This window comes from Nitratireductor sp. ATLC21 (assembly GCF_057196525.1).
On the sequence record NZ_JBXUOU010000003.1, the window covers coordinates 1 to 19,248 of the forward strand.

Here is a 19,248-nt window from a genome sequence, read left to right on the forward strand (position 1 = left end):
GGCCCGGTCGAGTGTCGCTCACGCGGCTCTCTATGATTTCTCCAACAAGGCCGAACCTCAGCGCCGCCAGCGGCGTGCCGCCCTCGTTGGTGAGGCGTATATAGGCCGGACCCAGTTCGACTGTCAACGAGGAATTTGCAAGTTTTGTGAATTTCTTTGCCGCCCCCGGAAACCGCGCCCCTAATATGATGGCAAGACATTGATTTATAATCATTATAGACTTTCATTCACAGGCCCGATTTCGCTCGAAAGCCTTCGTTTTCAGGGGTTTTCCAGAGCATGCCGGCAAAATTTCTTCAGTTCCTGTGACGACCGGCCCGCGCGGTCGTCCGAGGGTCCCCAGCGCCCGGTCGAAGCACCCCTTGGCCGCGGCCAAAACCGGCCTTATTCAAGCCCAGCCAGCCGCCTTTCCAGAAATCGGCGCTCTGCCGACTGGCGTGCAAGGGCCATTGCGCGACGGTAGGCATTCTTCGCCTCGACGTCCCGTCCCAGACGGCGCAGCATGTCGGCGCGGGCTGCATAGGCCAGGTGATAGGCATCGAGACCACCGTCAGCCATCGCAGCTTCAATGGCGGCAAGTCCTGTCTCCGCTCCATCGCGCATGCTGATCGCGGCGGCCCGGTTGAGTGCCACGACGGGAGATGGATCAACCAATGCCAGAATATCGTAGAGTGACACGACCTGCCGCCAGTCGGTGGATTCGGTACTGGCTGCCGCAGCATGCTCGCCTGCAATGCCCGCCTGCAAAAGATAGGGGCCGAGCCGCCCAGCCTTGAGCGCCCGGTCGATCAGCGCCCGCGCCTCGTCAATCATGGCACGATCCCAGCGCGAACGGTCCTGCTCTTCCAGAAGAACGATGTCCCCCGCCGCATCAACCCGGCTTTCGCGTCGTGCTTCATGAAGAAGCATGAGAGCGAGAAGACCTTTCACCTCGGGGTCATCCATAAGCCCGGCCACCAGCCGACCCAGCCTGATTGCTTCCGCTGAGAGGTCTGCGCGCGTCAGCTCCGCCCCGGATGTGGCCGCGTAGCCCTCATTGAAGATGAGATAGATCACGCGCAGGACGCTCTCGATCCGCGCAGGCAGTTCGGCCGGTGGCGGGATTTCGAAGGGTATGGCCTCGTCACGGAGTTTCGCCTTTGCGCGGACGATCCGCTGCGCGATCGTCGGGGCGCGGGTGAGGTAAGCGCGGGCAATCTCCTCGGTCGTCAGCCCACCGACCTCCCGCAATGTGAGCGCAACGCGGGCATCGGCTGGAAGATCCGGATGGCAACAGATGAAAATCAACCGCAATTCGTCGTCGCGGATATGCTCGGGAATGGCCGGTTCCGATGCGGGGTCAGCGAGCAGCGCCAACTGCGGCAGGGCGTTTGCAAGCCGCGCCAGTCGCCGCCAGCGATCCACGGTCTTGAAACGGCCGGTGGAGACCAGCCAGGAATAGGGATTGGCCGGCAACCCCTCGCCCGGCCATCTCTTCGCCGCGGCGGCAAAGGCCTCGTGGAGCGCCTCTTCCGCCGCGTCGAAGCTGCCGAGCAGGCGAATGAGCGTGGCAAGCACGCGCCGCTTCTCATTGCGGTAAACCGCTTCAAGGGCGGCGCGTGCCTCCACCTCGGTCACAGCTGCGGCGGCGGGCTCGAGAAGTCCACGAGCGGGCGGACTTCGATGGAACCGATCTTCGCCAGCGGATGGCCGCTGATAGCGCGCACGGCGTCGTTGAGGTCCGGCGCCTCCACGAGCACGATGCCGCCAAGCATGTCCCGCGTTTCCATGAAGGGGCCGTCCACCGCCGACATCTTGCCGTCGCGCATTGTCACCGTCATGGCCGTCTCGGGCAGTTCCAGCGCCTCGCCCATGACAAAATGGCCCGTTTCCTTCAGCTTCTCGTCATAGCCGGCGCATTGGCCCAGTGCTGCATTCGCTTCCGGGCTTCCGCCGAAAAGCACCTTCGGATCGTAATAGATAAGGCAGGCATAGCGCATGGTGTCTCTCCTTGATGAGCGCTTCGAACGCCCATGGTCGTTCTCGTACGACCGGATTCGACACCACCATGCGAAATTTTCTGCGCCGTGTCGAAACGAACCTCAATCCATCAGGCTTGGCAGTCCGGTTGCCAGAATGGGGAACGCGCAGACCAGGATGAGCACTGCAAATGGCGGGATGAGCCAGGGCAGGATCGCCTTGGCCAGCCGGTGGTAGGGCACATTGCCCACCTGCGCCACCACGAACAGCGCCATGCCCATGGGCGGGGTGAGGATCGAGATCATCAGGTTCAGCACCACGATGATGCCGAAATGGATCGGGTCGATGCCATAGCCCATCGCCACAGGCACGAGGATCGGCACCACGATCAAGAGAATCACCAGCGATTCGATGAAGCAGCCGAGCAGGAAGATCATCAGATTGACCGCGATCAAGAAGCTGAGCGGCCCATCGGTCAGCGTCAGGAAAAGCTGTGTGATCTGCTGCGGCGCCTGCTCGCGCGCGAGGATGAAGCCAAGGAGCCCCACGCCCGCGACGATCGTTGCGATCGAGGCGGAGGTGGTTGTCGTCTCGTAGATTGCATCCCAGAGCCGCTTCAGCGTCAGCTCGCGATAGAAGGCGAGATCGATCAGGATGGCATAGAGCACGGTCACCGCCGCCGCTTCTGTGGGCGAGAAGAGGCCGCTGAAAATGCCACCGACGATCACGAAGGGTGTGGCGAGCGCCGGGAACGACTTCACGAACAGCACGCCGACATTGCCCACACCCTGCCATGCGTCACGCGGATAGTTGCGCCGCCGCGCGATCACATAGACCATCACCATCAGCGAGACGGCGCAGAGCACACCCGGCACGATGCCGCCAAGAAAGAGCCGCCCGATGGAGGTGTTCGACACCACACCATAAAGCACCATGGTGATGGAAGGCGGCACCAGCGGGCCGATCATAGACGAGGCGGCGGTGACGGCTCCGGAGAAGTCGTCGTCATAGCCGGCCTCGCGCATCGATTCGATTTCCATCTTGCCGAGCCCGCCCGCATCGGCAAGCGCCGAGCCGGACATGCCGGAGAAGAAGAGCGAGGCGAGCACGTTCACATGGCCGAGCCCGCCCGTGATGTGCCCCACCAGCGCGCGCGCAAATCCGAAGAGATGGCGCGTGATGCCTGCCGAATTGAGGATCGCCGCCGCGAGGATGAAGAGCGGAACCGCCAGCAGCGGAAAGCTGTTCAGCCCGTCCACCATGCGCTGCATGGCGAAGGAAATGCCCATGCCCGAATAATAGAAATAGCCCATCGAGACGAAGATCATGGCCACGCCGATGGGCACACCCACCAGCACCATGACGAGCCAGGCGGCACCAATCGTTGCAAGGATCATTTGTGGACCTCCCCGGCACCCCCGCCGCGCACCAGCATGGCAAGCCGCCGCGCAATGCGATGCAGAATGAGGACCGCAGCCACCAGCCCCGATGCATAGAGAACCGCATCGCTCATGGGCAGTGTCACCGCTTCATTGTTCCAGGTCCGCAGAACGGTCTTGTAGGAGATCCAGACGAGGTGGGCGACGATCGCCAGATAGACCACGTCAATCAGGATAAAGAGCAGGCGGCGCCAGGAGAGTGGCAGGGCGTCCGCGATAAAGCCCATGCGCAGCTGGCCGTTCTGGCGCTCCACCTCGGCGATGCCGATGAAGGCCATCCACACCCAGAGCCAGCGCGCCGCTTCCTCGGTCCAGACCGGCCCGGTGAAAAGCGGTGTGCGGCCAAAGATCTGGATCAGGAGCACGCCAAACAGAATGATGAAGAGAATGGAAGCGACACAGCCTTCCAGGCTGTATCTGCGCAGAAACGACATCCGATGACCCCACCTATCGAGGGAAAAGTGGCGGGGCCGGCGCCCCGCCCCATGTTTCAGTCGCCGATGACTTCGGCAATCGACCCTTCGCCGAACTCGGCTTCGAGTTCGTCGTAGTAAGGCTTCATGGCTGCCCGGAAGGGCTCGAGATCAGGCTCGGTGATGGTCAGGCCACGCTCCTTGAAGGTTTCCAGCAAGTCCTTTTCGGCCTTGAAGGTCAGTTCGTCGGAGACATCGCCGCCAGCCTCGACAGCCGTCTGCACCCATTCCTTCTCCTGATCGGACAGGCCATCCCAGACCGATTTGGAGATCTGCACCGCCGAGGACGCCACGAAGTGATTGGTGAGCGCAATGTGGCTCTGCACCTCGTAGAATTTCATGGCCTCGATGGTTGGCAGGGGGTTTTCTTCGGCATCCACCTGGTTGGTCTGGAGTGCGAGATAGACCTCCTGAAATGCAACCGGCGCCGGCGTCGCGCCCACATTCTCGGCATAAGCGATGAGGAACGGCACATTCGGCGTGCGCATGCGCAGGCCCTTCATGTCGTCCATGGATTCGATCGCCTTGTTCGAGGTGGTCTGGCGCGTGCCGTAGTACCAGGTGTCGAGCAGCTCTATGCCCTGAGCTTCAAACTTCTCGTCCATCTTTTGACCCCAGGGCCCGGCGACGATCTTTTGCAGATGATCGAAATCGCGCACAACATAGGGCGCGCCGATCAGCTTCAGCTCGGGGATGACATAGCTCATGTCCGGATAGCCGGTCATGACCATGTCGAGCTCGCCGGCCTGCACCTGCGCCACCATGGCCTTGAAGTCGCCCAGCTGCGAAGACGGGAAGATTTTCACCGTCATTTCGCCGCCCGAAATCTCGGCAAGTTTTTCCTGAAACGCCTGCGCGCCGCGGTAGACATTCGACACCTCGTTGTCCTGCATGCCGAAGGTCAGTTCCTTCGCCTGCAGTGCAGCGGAGCTGAGGGCGAGCGCTGCCGCGCCGAGCATCAGTTTCGAAATCAGTTTCATGCAATCCTCCCTTGGAATGTTGAACAGGCTTCCCGGCCTGCCAAGTCAGTCAGTTTTGTCTTCTTCTTTCTGGAAGTAGTCGGAGACCTTCCGCGGGCTTTTCAGCCGCGCGCGATAGGAGCGCGCCAGATGTCGGTCCATGACATCCGTCGCGGTGATCATGTCGCCATCGATGATGGCCTGATAGATCGCCCGATGCTCCTCATAGGCGACCGTGTCGTGCTTGGCCGGGTCATCCGTCGGCGGTCGTTGCGCAAGCATGGCGCTGACGAACATGTCGTGCAGGCTGAGAATCACCGGATTACCCACCACCGAGACCAGCACACGGTGAAAAGCGCTGTCCGTTCGGGCAAAATCGCTCGTGCCGATTGCCTCGAAATTCTCCTCCAGCGCCGCGCGCAGCTTCGCGATCTGCACATTGTCGGCGCGTTTGGTGGCTTCGCGGGCTGCACCGGCCTCGATGAACTGGCGCATCTGCTCCAGATGTGCGCCGCTTTCCGCATCGCCAAAAATGTCGCGGATGTGATCGCCTGCCAGTTGCAGCACGGTTTGCAGGGAAGGGCGCGCCACACGTGGACGACGGCCCGCACCTGCCTCAGCATAACCGCGCGCCTGCATCTGCTGCAGCGCTGCACGCACCGTGGGGCGCGAAGCGGAGAAGCGCTCACAGAGCTCCCGTTCGGTCGGCAAAAACGTCCCGGTTTCCAGAAGGCCCTCGCGCGCTTCCTCGATCAACGCTTCGGCGATCTCGTCGGAGACGCGCCGCGTTTCGACAATGTCTTCCGGTTGGGCAGCGGACACGTTTCTCAACTCCCATATAGCCCTGCCTCCCTCACTGAACGGCAGGTCTGCTTGTCCAAACTCATTTTTTGGTATTACCAAATATAATTCTTGTCAAACAAAAATCCCCTTCTATGCTGATGCAGCCTGCCAAAGGGACGATTCCACGGCAGACAGGACAAGAACGCCGCTTCCAGAACGCAAGGAACAGCCGCATGACCAATCCGCTGGCGGGCATGTATGCCGCCCTCCTCACCGGCCTCAGCGATACGGGCGATTTCGATCCCGGACGCCAGAAGGCGATCGATGCCTATGTGCTGGGGCAGGGGCTCGACGGGCTATATGTGGGCGGCAGCAGCGGCGAATCGGGTCTCCTGGGCGTTGATGAACTTCTGGCGCAGCAGGCGATCGTCGCCGAAGATGCGCAAGGCTCCGCCGCAACGCTGATTGCTCATGTGGGCGTTCCCAATCTTCGCGATTCGACCCGGCTCGCACAGAATGCGCAGAAGCTTGGCTATCACGGTCTTTCGGCCCTGCCGCCGCATTCCTACCCTTTTTCGGATCGCGAGATCTTCGCCTATTACGAAGCGCTGTCAGCCGCCACCGACCTGCCGCTCATTGTGTATGAAGTACCAGTCCGCACGGGACGTCCTTTCAGTCTTGACCTGCTCGGCCGCATTCTCACCCTCCCCGGCGTCGGTGGCATCAAGTTCACTTCGATGGACCTCTTCAAGTTTGCCACACTGCGGCGGCGGTTTCCCGAGAAGACGTTTTTCTTCGGTTTCGACGAAGTCTATCTCTCAGGCGCGGTCATGGGCGCGCATGGTGGCATAGGAACCACCTACAATCTGCTCGGCAAGCTTTACGCCGCGCTCAACGAGGCGGTGAAGAAAGGTTCGCTGGAGCGCGCCCAGGAACTGCAGACGATCTCGCAGCGCTTCGTGGAAACCCTGATGGAAACCGGCGTGCTGCCGGGCATGAAGGCCGCACTCCGCCTGCGCGGGGTCGACTGTGGCCCAACGCGCCTGCCGCTGGCCCCGCTGGTTGACGATTGCGAAGCGCGCATGAGTGCCATTCTCGCCGATCCGGAAATCGCCGCCTGGGTGGGGTGATTTTCGCTCTCTCCGCGCCTTGCCGTTTCCAGCCCGACGGTTAGAACAATCGGCACTGTTTTCGGAGAGGCGGGAGTATCATGATCGTGACAATCGAAATCACCGATACACCGGATGAGGCGGCGCTCGCACGGGTGGAAACCGAACTTGCCACATTCAACGACGCCGATGTCGGCCCTTCGGAAAAGGCCACACTTGCCATCCTCGTGCGCGATGAACGCGGTGCGGTGGTCGCCGGCATCTCCGGCTACACCGCATGGGGCTGGCTTTACGTTCAGAAACTGTGGGTGGATGAAAGTCTGCGCGGGCAGGGCATGGCCGGGCGCATGCTGACTGCGGCGGAAGAAGAGGCAGAGCGACGCGGCTGCCACGGAGCCTACATCGACACGTTCAATCCCGGCGCGGAAAAGGCCTATACGCGCCAGGGCTATAAAGAGTTCGGCCGGATGGATGACTTTCCGAAAGGCCGCAGCCGCATCTTTCTGCAGAAACGGCTTGGCCCAGCGGCCAGCGATTAACGGGCGATCTTTCCGCCGCGCAGCGGCTCGGGCGCACCCGTTGTCGTGGGGAAGCTGATCGGCAGATCGCGCAGCACGCGCACCGCCAGAAAAGCGAAGCACTCGGCCTCGATGGCGTCACCACGCCAGCCAACCGTTTCGGCGGGGGCTGCGTCCACCCCGGCGCGTTCGCCCAGCATCTTCATGATGGTCGGGTTGTGCCGGCCACCGCCGCACACAAGAAGCCGCTTGGGCCGAACCGGCAGAAGATCGAGCGCCTTGCCGACCGCCGATGCGGTGAAGGCCGTCAGCGTCGCAGCGCCCGTGCTGGCGTCGAGACCATCGGCCATGGACGCGCCGAAGTCGAACCGGTCGAGCGATTTCGGATAGGGCGCGGTGAGATAGGGATGCTTCAAAAGCTCCGCCAGCCGCGCCTCGTCCACCGTGCCGGAAGCGGCAAGCGCGCCGTCGCGGTCCATGTCGCCAAGGCCCTGCGCTTTGACGAAATCGTTGATCGGCGCGTTTGCCGGGCCAGTGTCGAACGCGATCACCCGGTCCGCACCATCCCACCAGGTCACATTGGCCACGCCGCCCAGATTGAGCACCGCCGTCTCGCCGCACGCATCCACATCGCGCAAAAGAGCCGCGTGGTAGGCTGCCGAAAGCGGCGCGCCCTGCCCGCCGGCGCGCATGTCCGCCGAGCGGAAATCATAGACCACCGGACAGCCCAGAATGGAATGCATCAGGTCGCCGTCGCCAAGCTGCCGCGTCTCGCCGAGACGCCCTTGCTGCGGCGCACGGTGAAGCACGGTCTGCCCGTGAAAGCCGACAGCGCCGATATCGCCCATGGTCAGACCATGGCTTTCCACCAGCTCTCGCACGGCGTGCGCCTGTGCGCGCGTCAGAACCTCTTCCGCCTCTGCAAAGATCGCCGGTTCATCGCCCTTAAAATTCCAGGCCCGCGCCTGCTGCAGCGTTTCTTCCAGAAGGTCGCGCGTCGATTGTGGATAGGGCGCCAGCGTGTAGGCGCCAAACGCCTCGATGCGCTCGCCATCCGTTTTCAGAAGCGCCACGTCGATGTTTCCGTCGAGCACGGTTCCGGTCATCAGGCCGACGGCCCAGATCGGTTCGAATCCCTCAGCCATGTGCGCTCCTATCCTGCGTTCATGCAATCGCCGACCGCCTGTCGCAGCGCAGCGATGCCGCTGTCGAAATGCCGGGTCGGATGTATGCGGTTGGTGAGAAGGGTCCACGCAAGGCCATTGTCGAAATCGACCCACAGCCCTGTTCCCGTGAAACCCGTATGCCCGATCGTGCCGGCGCTGGCCAGCGCCCCGCCGGGCCAGTTTTCATAGGGCCGTTCCCAGCCATGGGTGCGTTTTTCGGAAAGCGGCGTGCGCATCAGCGCCACCGTCTCATCCCCATCGGCGTCGCCTGCAAAAAGCCCTGCCGCGAAATCGAGCACGGCGTCGGCCGTGCCGAAAAGCCCGGCATGCCCCGCGCCCTCAAGCGCTGAACAATTGTCGTCATGCACCTCGCCGCAAAGCACCCGGTGCCGCCATGTGCAGTCCTCGGTCGCCGCCGTCTTTTCTGGATCGGCGGCAAAGGCGAAGCCCGGCCCCGGATCGAAATCGCGCAGCCGCTTGCCTTCAAGCCGCTCCAGCGCGAAACCGAGCAGAATGAAATTGATGTCGGAATAAACAGGCGGACCTTTTTCCCAGCGCCGCTGGAGAATGAAGGCGCGCAAAAGGTCCGCATCACGGCCATAGGTGTAAATCGGCTCCACCGCCGGAAACGGCGTCTGGTGGCCGAGGCACTGGCGAAACGTCACCTGCCGTTCCCACGCGCCCGGATCATATTGGCGCAGATCCGGCAGGAGCGTGGTGAGCGGCGCATCGAGATCGATCACGCCCTCTTTCGCCAGTTCGAGAATGCGCGTGGTGGTGAAGATCACCTTGGTCAGCGATGCGAGGTCGAACCAGGTGTCGGTGCGCATTTCACGCTCATGCGGCACGCGCTGCGCGAAGCCGGTGGCGCGCACCATGCGCCCGCCATCCCGGTCGATCACACCGAGCACCCCGCCGGGAATGCGCCCTGCCCCCACCGAAGCGTTCAGCAGGTCAAAGGCGCGCTCGAAGCGCGGCGCAAAGGCAGGCATATCCGTCATGCTCATGCCTCCGCCCGCGCCATATGGTCGGGACCAAAACTCTGCCAGTTGGCCGGCTCCGGCTCAAAGCTCAGTGGCCGCACCAGCGAGGGCACCTGCCGCGTGTCGACCTCGAAGGTTTCCTTGCGCCGGTCGACGCTCGGCACCGCCGAGATCAGCCGTTTCGTATAGGCGTGTTTCGGGTCGGAAAGAACCGATGCCGCATCGCCGATCTCAACGATCTGCCCCGCATACACCACCGCAATGCGGTGCGCGATGCGCTCCACCACCGCCATGTCGTGCGAGACGAAGAGATAGGCAAGGCCGAACTCGCGCTGCAGGTCTACCAGAAGTTCCAGCACCTTGGCCTGCACCGAAACGTCGAGCGCCGAGACGGCCTCGTCCAGCACCACCACAGACGGGTTCAGCATCAGCGCGCGGGCGATGCACAGGCGCTGGCGCTGGCCGCCGGAAAACTCGTGCGGATAGCGCTCCAGCGCATTCTCCGGCAGGCCCACCCGGTCGAGCAGCATGCGCATGCGCGCCTGCGTTTCACCATTCAGCCCGCGGCCGGCGGCAATCACCGGCTCGGCCAGAATGCTGTCCACCCGAAGCCGCGGATTAAGCGAGGCATAGGGGTTCTGAAACACCATCTGCACCGGCTTGCTTCTCTGCCGCGCCGCGCCATTCGTGTTCGCGGAGAACGTGCCGCGCGTCGGCTCGACCAGCCCCAGAATGGCGCGTGCCGTGGTCGATTTGCCCGAGCCGCTTTCGCCGACAATGCCCAGCGTCTCGCCCGGCATCAGGTCGAAATCGACCCCGTCCACCGCATGAACCGCGCTGGTCTGCCGGCGCAGGAGACCGCCGGTCACAGGAAAGCGAACCGTCAGCCCTTCCACTTTAAGCGCAGGCGTGGCCTTTGGCTTGTCGGCCCGGCGATAATCGGTGCGCGTGGCGCGCCCGGCCTCGAAATGCGGCACGGCGCTCAGAAGATGCTTCGTATAGGGATGCTGTGGCGCGTCGAGCACAGCGTCGAGCGGGCCCTGCTCCACCGCCTCGCCGTTCTGCATCACCATCACCTTGTCGGCGATGCCGGCCACCAGGCCGATGTCATGGGTGATGAAGATCATGCCCATGCCGGTCTCGCGCTTGAGCTCGGCCAGCAGCGCCATGATCTGCGCCTGCACCGTCACGTCGAGCGCCGTGGTGGGCTCATCCGCGATCAGAAGACGCGGATTGCACGACAGGGCCGTGGCAATCATCACGCGCTGAAGCATGCCGCCGGAAAGCTGATGCGGACAATATTTCAGCCGTCGCGCGGCATCGGGAATGCGCACCCGGTCGAGCGCATCCTTCGCCGCTTCCCGCGCCTGCCTTCCGGTCATGCCACGATGCAGGCGGAACGATTCCTCGATCTGCTCGCCAATGGTCAGAACCGGGTTGAGCGAGGTCATCGGCTCCTGGAAGATCATGCCGATCTCGCCGCCGCGGATCTTCGTCAGCTCCGGCTCGCCGGCTGCTTCCAGATCGAGCGTGCTGCCGTCCTGCCGTGTGAACTGGATGGAGCCATCCAGAATGCGCCCACCACCGAAATCCACCAGCCGGTTGATCGACAGCGCGGTGACGGATTTGCCCGAGCCGCTTTCGCCGACAATGGCGAGCGTCTCGCCGGCTGCGAGATCGAAGCTCACGCCATGGACAATTTCATTGTCTTCGGGCTTGCGGCCAAAACCGACGCGCAGGTTTGAAACGGACAGAAGCGATGTCATGCGACCGACCTCCGCGTTCTGGGATCGAGAATGTCGCGCAGCGCATCCCCCAGAAGGTTGAAGCCGAGAATGCCGATCATGATCGCAATGCCCGGGAAGATCAGGAGCCATGGCGCCATCTCCATCAGATTGCGGCTGTCGGCGAGCATCAGGCCAAGCGACGAGGCCGGCGGCTGCGTGCCGAGACCGAGAAAGCTCAGGCCTGCCTCCGTCAGAAGCCCCCATGCGAGCGCCAGCGTCACCTGCACCGTCAGCGGCGCGACGAGGTTCAGCATCAGATGGCGCGTCAGAATGTAGTTGCGGCTCGAACCGAAAGTGCGCGCGGCGTCCACGAAGTCGCGCGTCTTTAAGGAGAGCGCCGGCCCACGCACCACGCGGGTGAAGATCGGCGTGTAGACGATGGCGATGGCCATCACGCTGGTCCAGGTGCCCGGCCCCACAATGGCGATGATGAGCAGCGCCAGAAGGATCGCCGGGAAGGCCAGAAGCACGTCCATGAAACGCATGATCGTGCCGTCCCACCAGCCGCCGAACCATGCGGCGGCAAGACCGAGAACGATGCCCGCCACGGCCGCCAATGCCACCGCGGCGAAAGCGACGATGAAGGACTGGCTGATGCCCAGCATCAACCGGCTCGCCACATCGCGGCCAAACAGGTCCGTGCCCATCCAGTAGGTCGCGTCGGGCGCATGCAGGCGGTCGACGCGGAACTGCATCAGCGGGTCATGCGGCGTGATGCCGAGAAGCCCGAGAATGGCGATGATGATGTAAAGGCCAACGATGGCGCCGCCGATGCGGCCGCTCGAATGGCTGAAAATGGCGCGCAGCAACTGCATCACTTGGCCCCCAGCCGAATGCGCGGGTCGAGCATCGCATAGGCGAGATCGACCAGAAGATTCACGATCATGAAGTTGAGCGCGATGAACAGGACCGAGCCCTGCACCAGCGCGTAGTCACGCTGCAAAATGGCGTCGAGCACCATGCGCCCAAGGCCCGGCAGCGCAAAAATCTGCTCCACGATCACAGCGCCGCCCAGCAGATAGCCGAACTCGACGCCGCTCAGCGTCACCACCGGGATCAGCGCGTTGGGCAGCGCGTGCCGCCAGATCACCTTGCGCGCCGGCACACCCTTGGCACGCGCGGTGCGGATGTAATCGTCGCTCAGAATGTCGAGCATGGCCGAGCGCGAAATGCGCGTCACGGCAGCCGCGAAGGCAAAGCCCAGCGTTAGCGCCGGCAGGATCATCTGCCCCAGATTGCGCAGCGGATTTTCAAGGAAGGGCGTGAACTCGCCCATGGCCGGCAGCACCCCGAAGCCCACCGACAGCACATAGATCGCCAGAAGCGCGAACACGAAATTCGGCGTCGACTGGCCGATCATCGCGAAGATGCGCACGGCGAGATCGGAAGGCTTTTCATTGCGCGTGGCGGCAAATATGCCCGCCGGCAGGCCGATAGCGAGCGCAATCAGCATGGAAAGAAGGGCGAGTTCCAGCGTCAGGGGAAAGCGTTCGAGGATCACGTCGAGGACCGGCTTGCCAAAGGTCACAGACACGCCGAGATCGCCCTGCACCGCACCCGCAAGCCAGCGCCAATATTGGGTGAACCAGCCCTGATCGATGCCGAAATAGGCCTCGAGCGCCGCGCGCTGGTCGGGCGTCAGAAGCCCGGCCTCTGTTCCCAGCATGGCGGTAATGGCGTCTCCCGGCACCAGCCGGATCGAGACGAAGACGAGGATGGACACCCCGAGCATGACCAATGGAAAGGTCATCAGCCTTCGGGCCAGGTAATTCATGAAGCTTTCACTCCGTGTCCTTCCAGATGCAATCGTCTTGTGCGGTTGGTGTTAAAGGCCGCGCCCTTCATGCCGCCCCGTGGTTCGACAAGCTCACCATGAGGGCTGGGGATGGCGCCTGCCCGGGCTGGCAGGTTCAACCAGTCTGAAGCGCTCCAACACCCCTCATGGTGAGCTTGTCGAACCACGAACCACGAGGGCGCTGGGAGCAAACGGGGCAACGCTTCCAAGCGCAGCCCCACATCACAATCACTCGCCCACACTCACCTCGGTCAGGCCAAACAGCGTGCCGGTCGGGGAAGGCACAAAGCCTTTCACGTTCTTCTGCTGCGCGGTGTAGGTGTAGCCCGTATAGAGCCAGATCCACGGCGAAACCTCGGCAAGATGCGTCTCGAATTTCGCGAAGATCTCCTTGCGCTTGTCGAAGTCGGTCTCCACGCGGCCTTCCTGCATCAGGCTGTCGAGCGTGTCGTCGATATAATTGGCGACATGCTGGAGATTGCCGTCCTTGGTCCAGTAGCGGTTGTACATGGAATAGGGGTCGGCGCGGCCACCGTTCAGCGCCACCGCCATGTCGAAATCACCCTTCAGCCAGGTGTCGACATAGACATTGAGCTCCATCATCTTGATGTCGAGCTTGATGCCGATCTCGGCAAGCTGCGACTGGATGACCTGCGCCTCGGCCGCGGCTGTGGGCGGCTCGCCCGTGGCGGCGATCACCGTGGCGGAGAAGCCGTCTTCATAGCCGGCATCGGCCATCAGCGCCTTGGCCTTCTCCACGTCGCGCTCATAGCAGAACAGCGCGCCCGGATCAGAGCGGTAAGCCGGCATGGTCAGGGGGCCGGTCACCGCACCCTCGCCCAGAAGCGCGGTGTCGAGCACATCCTGACGGTCGATGGCGCAGGAGATGGCCTGACGCACGGCCAGTTCCGTCATCGGCTCGCGCGACGGATTCAACTGCAGCACGTGATAGGCGAGCACCGGCGTGCGGCTCAGCTCAAGGCTTGCCTCGTTCGGCACCAGCGTCGCCACGAGCGGATCGTTGATCAGGGCGAAATCCACCTGCTTGGTGCGCAGCGCCGCCAGAATGGCGGTCTCGTCCGGCAGAACGGAAATGTTGATGCCGTCCACCTTCACCTCGCCGCCGGCCCAGTCCGGATTGGCGCTCAGAACCTCTTTCTGGTTCGGCTCCCAGCTGTCCAGCTTGAACGGGCCGGAGCCGATCGCCTTCGTGCCGATCGTGCCGGCCTCGATCTCGCTTGCCGGAGCAACGGCGGCGTTGATGCTCGTCATCGCCGTCAACATCGGAACGTCCGGCTGCGACAGGTTGAAGACAACGGTGGTCTCATCCGGCGTGTCGATGCTCTCGATGGAGGTGAAGTTGGCGCGTGCGGCTGCACCCGTGGCCTCATCCAGAACGCGCTCGAACGATGCCTTCACATCCGCTGGCGTCACCTTTTCCCCGTTCTGGAATTTTGCATCAGCATCAAGCTTGAAGGTCAGCGTCTTGCCATCCTCGGAGAACTCCCAGGATTCGGCAATGGCAGGAATGATCTCCAGATCCGCATTGAGACGCACCAGCGGCTCATAAACCAGCTCCAGAAGACGCAGCGAGGAAAACGCCGTCTGCTTGTGCGGGTCTAGGCCGGTCGCATCCTGCGACCAGGCCATGCGCAGCGTCTCCGCCGATGCCGGCACCACCGCCGAGGCCGCGCCAAGCGCGGCTGCGAATGCCACCGAGGTGGCGAACTTCTTCATCAAAGACTGTCCCATGATCTTCTCCCTCCGAGAGCGTTTGATGCCTGCAACCGCCCAATGAACGGTCGCACAAATGGCTGCTTCACCTGTTTGCAGCTTGCTGCTGCCTTTCGTTTATTGCCTTGCGCAAGAACCCGCCAGCCCTTGCAAGGGCGGCGCGCGCTTCCTCCACGTCCATATCCGTCAGCGCGATGAAGATGGCGAGCTTCACATCATTGCCGCTGCGTTGAAGCAGCGTCTCGGCCTCATCGGCAGAACACCCCGTTGCTTCCATGACGATGCGCGAGGCGCGCGCCATGAGCTTCTGGTTGCTGATGTTAACGTCCACCATCAGGTTCTGATAGATCTTGCCCATGCGGATCATGCTCGCCGTGGAGAGCATGTTGAGGATGAGCTTCTGTGCCGTTCCCGATTTCATTCGCGTCGAGCCGGTCAGGATTTCCGGTCCCACCACGGGCGCGATGGCGATGTCGGCAATAGCGCCGATGGCCGAATCCGGATTGCACGAAAGTGAAACGGTCGTCGCGCCAATCTCTTTGGCGTAATTCAGCCCGCCGATCACATAGGGCGTGCGGCCGCTCACAGCGATACCAACCACGACGTCCTCGGCCGTCAGACCGCGCTCTTCCAGCGCCTGCCGGCCCTGTGCCGGGTCGTCTTCCGCGCCTTCAACGGCATGTCGCAGCGCGTGGTCGCCGCCAGCGATCACACCGGTCACCATGTCTTCGGGCACGCTGAAGGTGGGCGGGCATTCGGAAGCGTCGAGCACACCGAGCCGTCCACTCGTGCCCGCGCCCATATAGATCAGCCGTCCACCATTCTGAAACGCCTCGACAATCCGGTCGACCGCCTCGGCGATCTGCGGGATCACCTTTTCGACAGCCAGCGGTACGTCCCGGTCGGCGGCGTTGATGAGTTTCAGGATTTCGGTCGTCGGCTGCAGATCGATCTGCATCGTGTCCGGGTTGCGGCCCTCCGATACAAGCTTTTCAAGCTCCGACATCAGCGTCTGCGCGTTCATGGACACTCCGAAATAACCACACTGCCTCTGGCGGGGCCCGCATCCCGCGATGCCTGACGCCTTACGGAAGTGTTAAAATTGATAATTCCAAGAGTCAATTCCAATCAAGAATAATATATTCCATTTCGGATAAGCCGCCACCGTGCGGGCACGTGCTGCGCCCGCCAAATTGCGATCAGGGTTGGAGTTGAAAACGACGGCGGCGGCTCTCTCAGCCCTTGCGGAGCTCCATCACCCGGTTCACCATGCCCGCCGTCGCTGCATCACGGCTATCGGCGCCCGCCTTGCCTTCCACCACGGGCAGAAGCTCGGTCGCCAGTTCCTTGCCCAGCTCCACACCCCATTGGTCGAAGGCATTGATGCCGAAGAGCTGCGCTTCCACGAAAACCCGATGCTCGTAAAGCGCGATCAGGCGGCCAAGCGCAAACGGGTCTAGCTTGCGATAGAGAAGCGTGAGCGAGGGTCTGTTGCCGGTGAACACACGATGCGGCGCAAGGCGCTTCGCCTCGGCTTCGGGCACGCCCTTCTCCAGAAGCTGCGTCTCGGCTTCTTCCAGCGTGCGCCCTTTCATCAGCGCTTCCGCCTGCGCCAGGCAATTGGCGACGAGCAGGTCGTGGTGGTGCCCCAGCCCAGCCTCATGTCCTTCCGCCGCCAGCATGAATTCGACGGGGATGATGTCGGTACCCTGATGCAATAGCTGGAAGAATGCGTGTTGCCCGTTCGTGCCCGGCTCGCCCCAGACCAGCGGGCCCGTGGGCGTGATCACCGGCGAACCGTCAAGCTGCACGCCTTTGCCGTTCGATTCCATGTCGAGTTGCTGCAGATAGGCGGGCAAACGCTCCAGCCTCTGATCGTAGGGAATGATGGCCCGGGCCGGATAGTCACACACGACGCGATGCCAATAGCCAATCAGGCCGAGCATCACCGGAAAATTCTCTCTCAGCGGCGCCGATTTGAAATGCCGGTCCATGGCCTCCGCGCCCGCGAGCAGACGGCGGAAATCGTCAGCGCCGATGGCGATCATGATCGGCAGGCCGATGGCAGACCAGAGCGAATAGCGCCCGCCGACCCAGTCCCAGAAACCGAACACGCGCTTTTCGTCGATGCCGAAATCCGCAACCTTGTCGAGCGCTGTGGAAACGGCTGCAAAGTGATCGCCCGTGGCCGACTGGCCAAGCTTTGCCGCGATCCATTTCTGCGCGGTGCGCGCATTGGTCATCGTCTCGATGGTGGTGAAGGTTTTCGATGCGATGATGAAGAGCGTGGTCTCGGGATCGAGCCCGGCCAGTGTGTCGGCGACATGCGCGCCATCAACATTGGACACATAATGAAGGCGCGGGCCGTCACGATAGGGGGAGAGCGCCCGTGTCACCATCACCGGGCCGAGATCGGAACCGCCAATGCCGATATTCACCACATCGGTGAAGGCCTTTCCGGTCGCACCGCGAATCGTGCCGCGACGCACGCCATCGGCGAACGCATCCATCGCCTCCAGCACCTCACGCACCTCGGGCATGACATCGTAGCCGTCATTCTCGATGGCCCCGCCCGAAAGCGCCCGCAGAGCGGTGTGCAGCACGGCGCGATCTTCGGTGACATTGATGCGCTTGCCGGCAAACATGTCGTCACGTGCTCTCTCCAGCGCGGCCACTTCGGCCAACCCGATCAGCAGGCTGATTGCGGTCTCGTCCACCGCCGTGCGCGAAAAATCGAGTGTCAGATCATCCAGTGAAAGCGAGAAACGCTTGAACCGCTCGGGATCTGAAGCAAAGGCGGATCGCATGTCCATGGGATCGGTTTTTGCGCGATGCTCGCGAAGGGCAGCGAGTGCATTCTGAAAATCCGTGTCCATGGAGAACCTCCTGCGAAAAGAAACGGTGTTCTTTTAGCAAACAAAACGAGGCGAAACAGGGGTTTGCTGGCATTCATCAATTTTCTTGTTGGAACAATCAATTGTACCAGGGTTGACATGCATTGACCCAAGGGTAGGCTCCCCCGCCGGAGAGGAAAGCCAAATGCCAGCCAGAAATGATACCGCCCTGTGGACGGGCCTGTTCAAGATTTCCCCCGAATCGGGACAGACCCTTCAGGCTCAGATTCGTCAGGCCATCGTGTCGGCCATTCTCGACCGTCAGATCGCGCCTTCCATGCCGCTTCCGTCTTGCCGCATTCTCGCGGAAAAACTCGGCGTCGCGCGTGGGACGGTGGTGCTCGCCTTTCAGCAGCTCGTTGATCAGGGGTTTCTGATTGCCCGCGAACGCCGCGGTCATTTCGTCAATCCCGAAGTGCTGGCCGCACCTCCGCGCCCGCCCCGCAAGCAGGATCACGTCAACGGTGTGAACTGGAACAGCCGGTTTCAGGTTCTGGCGAGCGAAATGCCGGAACCGCGCAAGAACGAAGACTGGATGAAGGCCTCCTACCCCTTCGTCTACGGCCAGTTCGACCCCTCGCTCTTCCCCACCGCCGAGTGGCGGGAGTGCAACCGCATGGCGCTGGCCGTTCTGGAAATCCGCAACTGGGCGGCAGACATGGTCGATCGTGACGACCCGCTGCTTGTCGAGCAGATCCAGGCACGGCTCCTGCCCCGGCGCGGCATCTTCGCCAATCCCGATGAGATCCTCGTCACGCTCGGTTCGCAGCACGCGCTCTACATGCTCGCCACGCTCCTCATGGCCCGTGGCAAGAAGGTCGCGGTGGAAAACCCCGGCTATCCGGATGCACGTTCCATCTTCCAGCTTGCTGGCGCGCAGATCGCTCCCGTTCCCGTTGACCGGCAGGGCATCGATGTCGCGCAGATCCCCGCCGACGCCGATTTCGTCTTTGCCACGCCCAGCCATCACTGCCCGACCATGGTGCCGCTCAGCCAGGCGCGGCGCGAGGCGCTGCTGGAAGCGGCAGAGCGCAATGACTGGATCGTCATCGAGGATGATTACGACAGCCAGCTCGCCGACGAGCGCCCGCAGGCCGCTCTCAAGGGGCTCGACCGCAATGGCCGCGTGGTGCATCTGGGCTCCATGTCCAAAACGCTCGCGCCCGGCCTGCGCATGGGTTACATCGTGGCACCGGCGGACCTGATTGCCGAGCTGCGCGCGCTGCGCCGGTTCATGCTGCGGCATCCGCCGGCCAACAACCAGCGCGCCGTGGCCCTGTTCCTGTCGCTCGGCCATCACGATACGCTGGTGCGGCGCATCTCCTCAGCCTTCGAGGAGCGGCGCGAGAAGCTTTATCAAGCCGTTGGCGAAATCCTGCCCGACTGGAAGGCCGCGGACATTCGCGGCGGTACCTCGCTCTGGCTCGAAGGCCCGCCCGGTCTCGATTCGGCGGTGCTTGCAAAATCAGCGGCTCGCCGCAGCGTGCTGATCGAGCCTGGCGCGCGCTTCTTCCTCGGACGCACCCAGCCAACGCCCTTCATGCGGCTTGGAATCTCGTCCATCGCGGCGCAGCAGATCGAGCCCGGCATCCGCGAGCTTGCAGCAGCGGCCTCCGAATACCGGCGCGTGGCGGCATAAAGGCAGACAG

General features: G+C 62.7%; 17 protein-coding genes. 3 read left to right on the top strand and 14 right to left on the bottom strand.

Going from position 1 to position 19,248, the window contains the following annotated elements:
- Positions 1-384: 384 nt before the first annotated feature.
- The 6 genes from AC2CHD_RS14385 to AC2CHD_RS14410 all read right to left on the bottom strand — a co-directional run bounded on the left by AC2CHD_RS14385 (position 385) and on the right by AC2CHD_RS14410 (position 5,652).
- Positions 385-1,617 (bottom strand): RNA polymerase sigma factor, encoded by a 1,233-nt coding sequence (locus AC2CHD_RS14385; RefSeq protein ID WP_484554258.1) that lies wholly within the window; start codon positions 1,615-1,617, stop codon positions 385-387.
- A complete protein-coding gene (locus AC2CHD_RS14390; RefSeq protein WP_484554259.1) occupies positions 1,614-1,979 on the bottom strand; it encodes a YciI family protein in 366 nt (121 codons plus the stop codon). Before AC2CHD_RS14390 ends, AC2CHD_RS14385 begins: the two co-directional genes overlap by 4 nt.
- A 102-nt stretch (positions 1,980-2,081) precedes the next feature.
- Entirely contained in the window at positions 2,082-3,356 is a 1,275-nt protein-coding gene (locus tag AC2CHD_RS14395; protein WP_484554260.1) for a TRAP transporter large permease, read from the bottom strand.
- Complete coding sequence (locus AC2CHD_RS14400; RefSeq protein ID WP_484554261.1) at positions 3,353-3,832, bottom strand: TRAP transporter small permease; 480 nt, start codon at positions 3,830-3,832, stop codon at positions 3,353-3,355. The genes AC2CHD_RS14395 and AC2CHD_RS14400 overlap by 4 nt, the downstream gene beginning before the upstream one ends.
- A gap of 56 nt (positions 3,833-3,888) precedes the next feature.
- Complete coding sequence (locus AC2CHD_RS14405; RefSeq protein ID WP_007010534.1) at positions 3,889-4,851, bottom strand: sialic acid TRAP transporter substrate-binding protein SiaP; 963 nt, start codon at positions 4,849-4,851, stop codon at positions 3,889-3,891.
- 45 nt (positions 4,852-4,896) lie between these two features.
- Positions 4,897-5,652, bottom strand: coding sequence for an FCD domain-containing protein (locus tag AC2CHD_RS14410; protein WP_484554262.1), 756 nt, complete (start codon positions 5,650-5,652; stop codon positions 4,897-4,899).
- 194 nt (positions 5,653-5,846) lie between these two features.
- Here AC2CHD_RS14410 and AC2CHD_RS14415 point away from each other — a divergent pair, with 194 nt between their 5' ends.
- Together AC2CHD_RS14415 and AC2CHD_RS14420 are read left to right on the top strand one after the other, a co-directional pair.
- Positions 5,847-6,743 (top strand): dihydrodipicolinate synthase family protein, encoded by an 897-nt coding sequence (locus AC2CHD_RS14415; protein ID WP_484554263.1) that lies wholly within the window; start codon positions 5,847-5,849, stop codon positions 6,741-6,743.
- Between the two features lie 80 nt (positions 6,744-6,823).
- The gene (locus AC2CHD_RS14420; protein ID WP_007010537.1) at positions 6,824-7,261 is read left to right on the top strand and encodes a GNAT family N-acetyltransferase; all 438 of its coding nucleotides are present in this window, start codon (positions 6,824-6,826) and stop codon (positions 7,259-7,261) included.
- Here the strand turns inward: AC2CHD_RS14420 and AC2CHD_RS14425 are convergent.
- The 8 genes from AC2CHD_RS14425 to pgi all read right to left on the bottom strand — a co-directional run bounded on the left by AC2CHD_RS14425 (position 7,258) and on the right by pgi (position 17,581).
- Positions 7,258-8,385: an anhydro-N-acetylmuramic acid kinase gene (locus tag AC2CHD_RS14425; RefSeq protein ID WP_464578936.1), complete on the bottom strand. Its 1,128-nt coding sequence runs from the start codon at positions 8,383-8,385 to the stop codon at positions 7,258-7,260. The genes AC2CHD_RS14420 and AC2CHD_RS14425 overlap by 4 nt on opposite strands.
- An 8-nt stretch (positions 8,386-8,393) precedes the next feature.
- The gene (locus AC2CHD_RS14430; protein ID WP_484554264.1) at positions 8,394-9,407 is read right to left on the bottom strand and encodes a serine hydrolase domain-containing protein; all 1,014 of its coding nucleotides are present in this window, start codon (positions 9,405-9,407) and stop codon (positions 8,394-8,396) included.
- A 2-nt stretch (positions 9,408-9,409) separates the two neighbouring features.
- On the bottom strand, positions 9,410-11,155 hold the full coding sequence (locus AC2CHD_RS14435; RefSeq protein ID WP_484554265.1) for an ABC transporter ATP-binding protein: 1,746 nt from the start codon (positions 11,153-11,155) through the stop codon (positions 9,410-9,412).
- Entirely contained in the window at positions 11,152-11,991 is an 840-nt protein-coding gene (locus AC2CHD_RS14440; RefSeq protein ID WP_484554266.1) for an ABC transporter permease, read from the bottom strand. Before AC2CHD_RS14440 ends, AC2CHD_RS14435 begins: the two co-directional genes overlap by 4 nt.
- Complete coding sequence (locus AC2CHD_RS14445; RefSeq protein WP_065816584.1) at positions 11,991-12,950, bottom strand: ABC transporter permease; 960 nt, start codon at positions 12,948-12,950, stop codon at positions 11,991-11,993. The genes AC2CHD_RS14440 and AC2CHD_RS14445 overlap by 1 nt, the downstream gene beginning before the upstream one ends.
- Positions 12,951-13,199: 249 nt before the next feature.
- Positions 13,200-14,723, bottom strand: a complete 1,524-nt coding sequence (locus AC2CHD_RS14450) for an ABC transporter substrate-binding protein (RefSeq protein ID WP_484554267.1) — start codon at positions 14,721-14,723, stop codon at positions 13,200-13,202.
- Positions 14,724-14,790: 67 nt separating this feature from the next.
- Positions 14,791-15,729: an N-acetylmuramic acid 6-phosphate etherase gene (gene murQ / locus AC2CHD_RS14455; protein ID WP_484554268.1), complete on the bottom strand. Its 939-nt coding sequence runs from the start codon at positions 15,727-15,729 to the stop codon at positions 14,791-14,793.
- A gap of 211 nt (positions 15,730-15,940) precedes the next feature.
- On the bottom strand, positions 15,941-17,581 hold the full coding sequence (pgi, locus tag AC2CHD_RS14460; RefSeq protein WP_484554269.1) for a glucose-6-phosphate isomerase: 1,641 nt from the start codon (positions 17,579-17,581) through the stop codon (positions 15,941-15,943).
- 163 nt (positions 17,582-17,744) lie between these two features.
- Here pgi and pdxR point away from each other — a divergent pair, with 163 nt between their 5' ends.
- The gene (gene pdxR, locus AC2CHD_RS14465; RefSeq protein WP_229449277.1) at positions 17,745-19,238 is read left to right on the top strand and encodes a MocR-like pyridoxine biosynthesis transcription factor PdxR; all 1,494 of its coding nucleotides are present in this window, start codon (positions 17,745-17,747) and stop codon (positions 19,236-19,238) included.
- The last annotated feature ends 10 nt before the right edge of the window (positions 19,239-19,248 follow it).

Bases quoted from the DNA above. Each gene is read 5' to 3' on its own strand.
- AC2CHD_RS14390 (WP_484554259.1), bottom strand. From the start codon at position 1,979: ATGCGCTATGCCTGCCTTATCTATTACGATCCGAAGGTGCTTTTCGGC.
- AC2CHD_RS14395 (WP_484554260.1), bottom strand. From the start codon at position 3,356: ATGATCCTTGCAACGATTGGTGCCGCCTGGCTCGTCATGGTGCTGGTG.
- AC2CHD_RS14400 (WP_484554261.1), bottom strand. From the start codon at position 3,832: ATGTCGTTTCTGCGCAGATACAGCCTGGAAGGCTGTGTCGCTTCCATT.
- AC2CHD_RS14405 (WP_007010534.1), bottom strand. From the start codon at position 4,851: ATGAAACTGATTTCGAAACTGATGCTCGGCGCGGCAGCGCTCGCCCTC.
- AC2CHD_RS14415 (WP_484554263.1), top strand. From the start codon at position 5,847: ATGACCAATCCGCTGGCGGGCATGTATGCCGCCCTCCTCACCGGCCTC.
- AC2CHD_RS14420 (WP_007010537.1), top strand. From the start codon at position 6,824: ATGATCGTGACAATCGAAATCACCGATACACCGGATGAGGCGGCGCTC.
- AC2CHD_RS14425 (WP_464578936.1), bottom strand. From the start codon at position 8,385: ATGGCTGAGGGATTCGAACCGATCTGGGCCGTCGGCCTGATGACCGGA.
- AC2CHD_RS14430 (WP_484554264.1), bottom strand. From the start codon at position 9,407: ATGACGGATATGCCTGCCTTTGCGCCGCGCTTCGAGCGCGCCTTTGAC.
- AC2CHD_RS14435 (WP_484554265.1), bottom strand. From the start codon at position 11,155: ATGACATCGCTTCTGTCCGTTTCAAACCTGCGCGTCGGTTTTGGCCGC.
- AC2CHD_RS14440 (WP_484554266.1), bottom strand. From the start codon at position 11,991: ATGCAGTTGCTGCGCGCCATTTTCAGCCATTCGAGCGGCCGCATCGGC.
- AC2CHD_RS14445 (WP_065816584.1), bottom strand. From the start codon at position 12,950: ATGAATTACCTGGCCCGAAGGCTGATGACCTTTCCATTGGTCATGCTC.
- AC2CHD_RS14450 (WP_484554267.1), bottom strand. From the start codon at position 14,723: ATGGGACAGTCTTTGATGAAGAAGTTCGCCACCTCGGTGGCATTCGCA.
- murQ (WP_484554268.1), bottom strand. From the start codon at position 15,729: ATGAACGCGCAGACGCTGATGTCGGAGCTTGAAAAGCTTGTATCGGAG.
- pgi (WP_484554269.1), bottom strand. From the start codon at position 17,581: ATGGACACGGATTTTCAGAATGCACTCGCTGCCCTTCGCGAGCATCGC.
- pdxR (WP_229449277.1), top strand. From the start codon at position 17,745: ATGCCAGCCAGAAATGATACCGCCCTGTGGACGGGCCTGTTCAAGATT.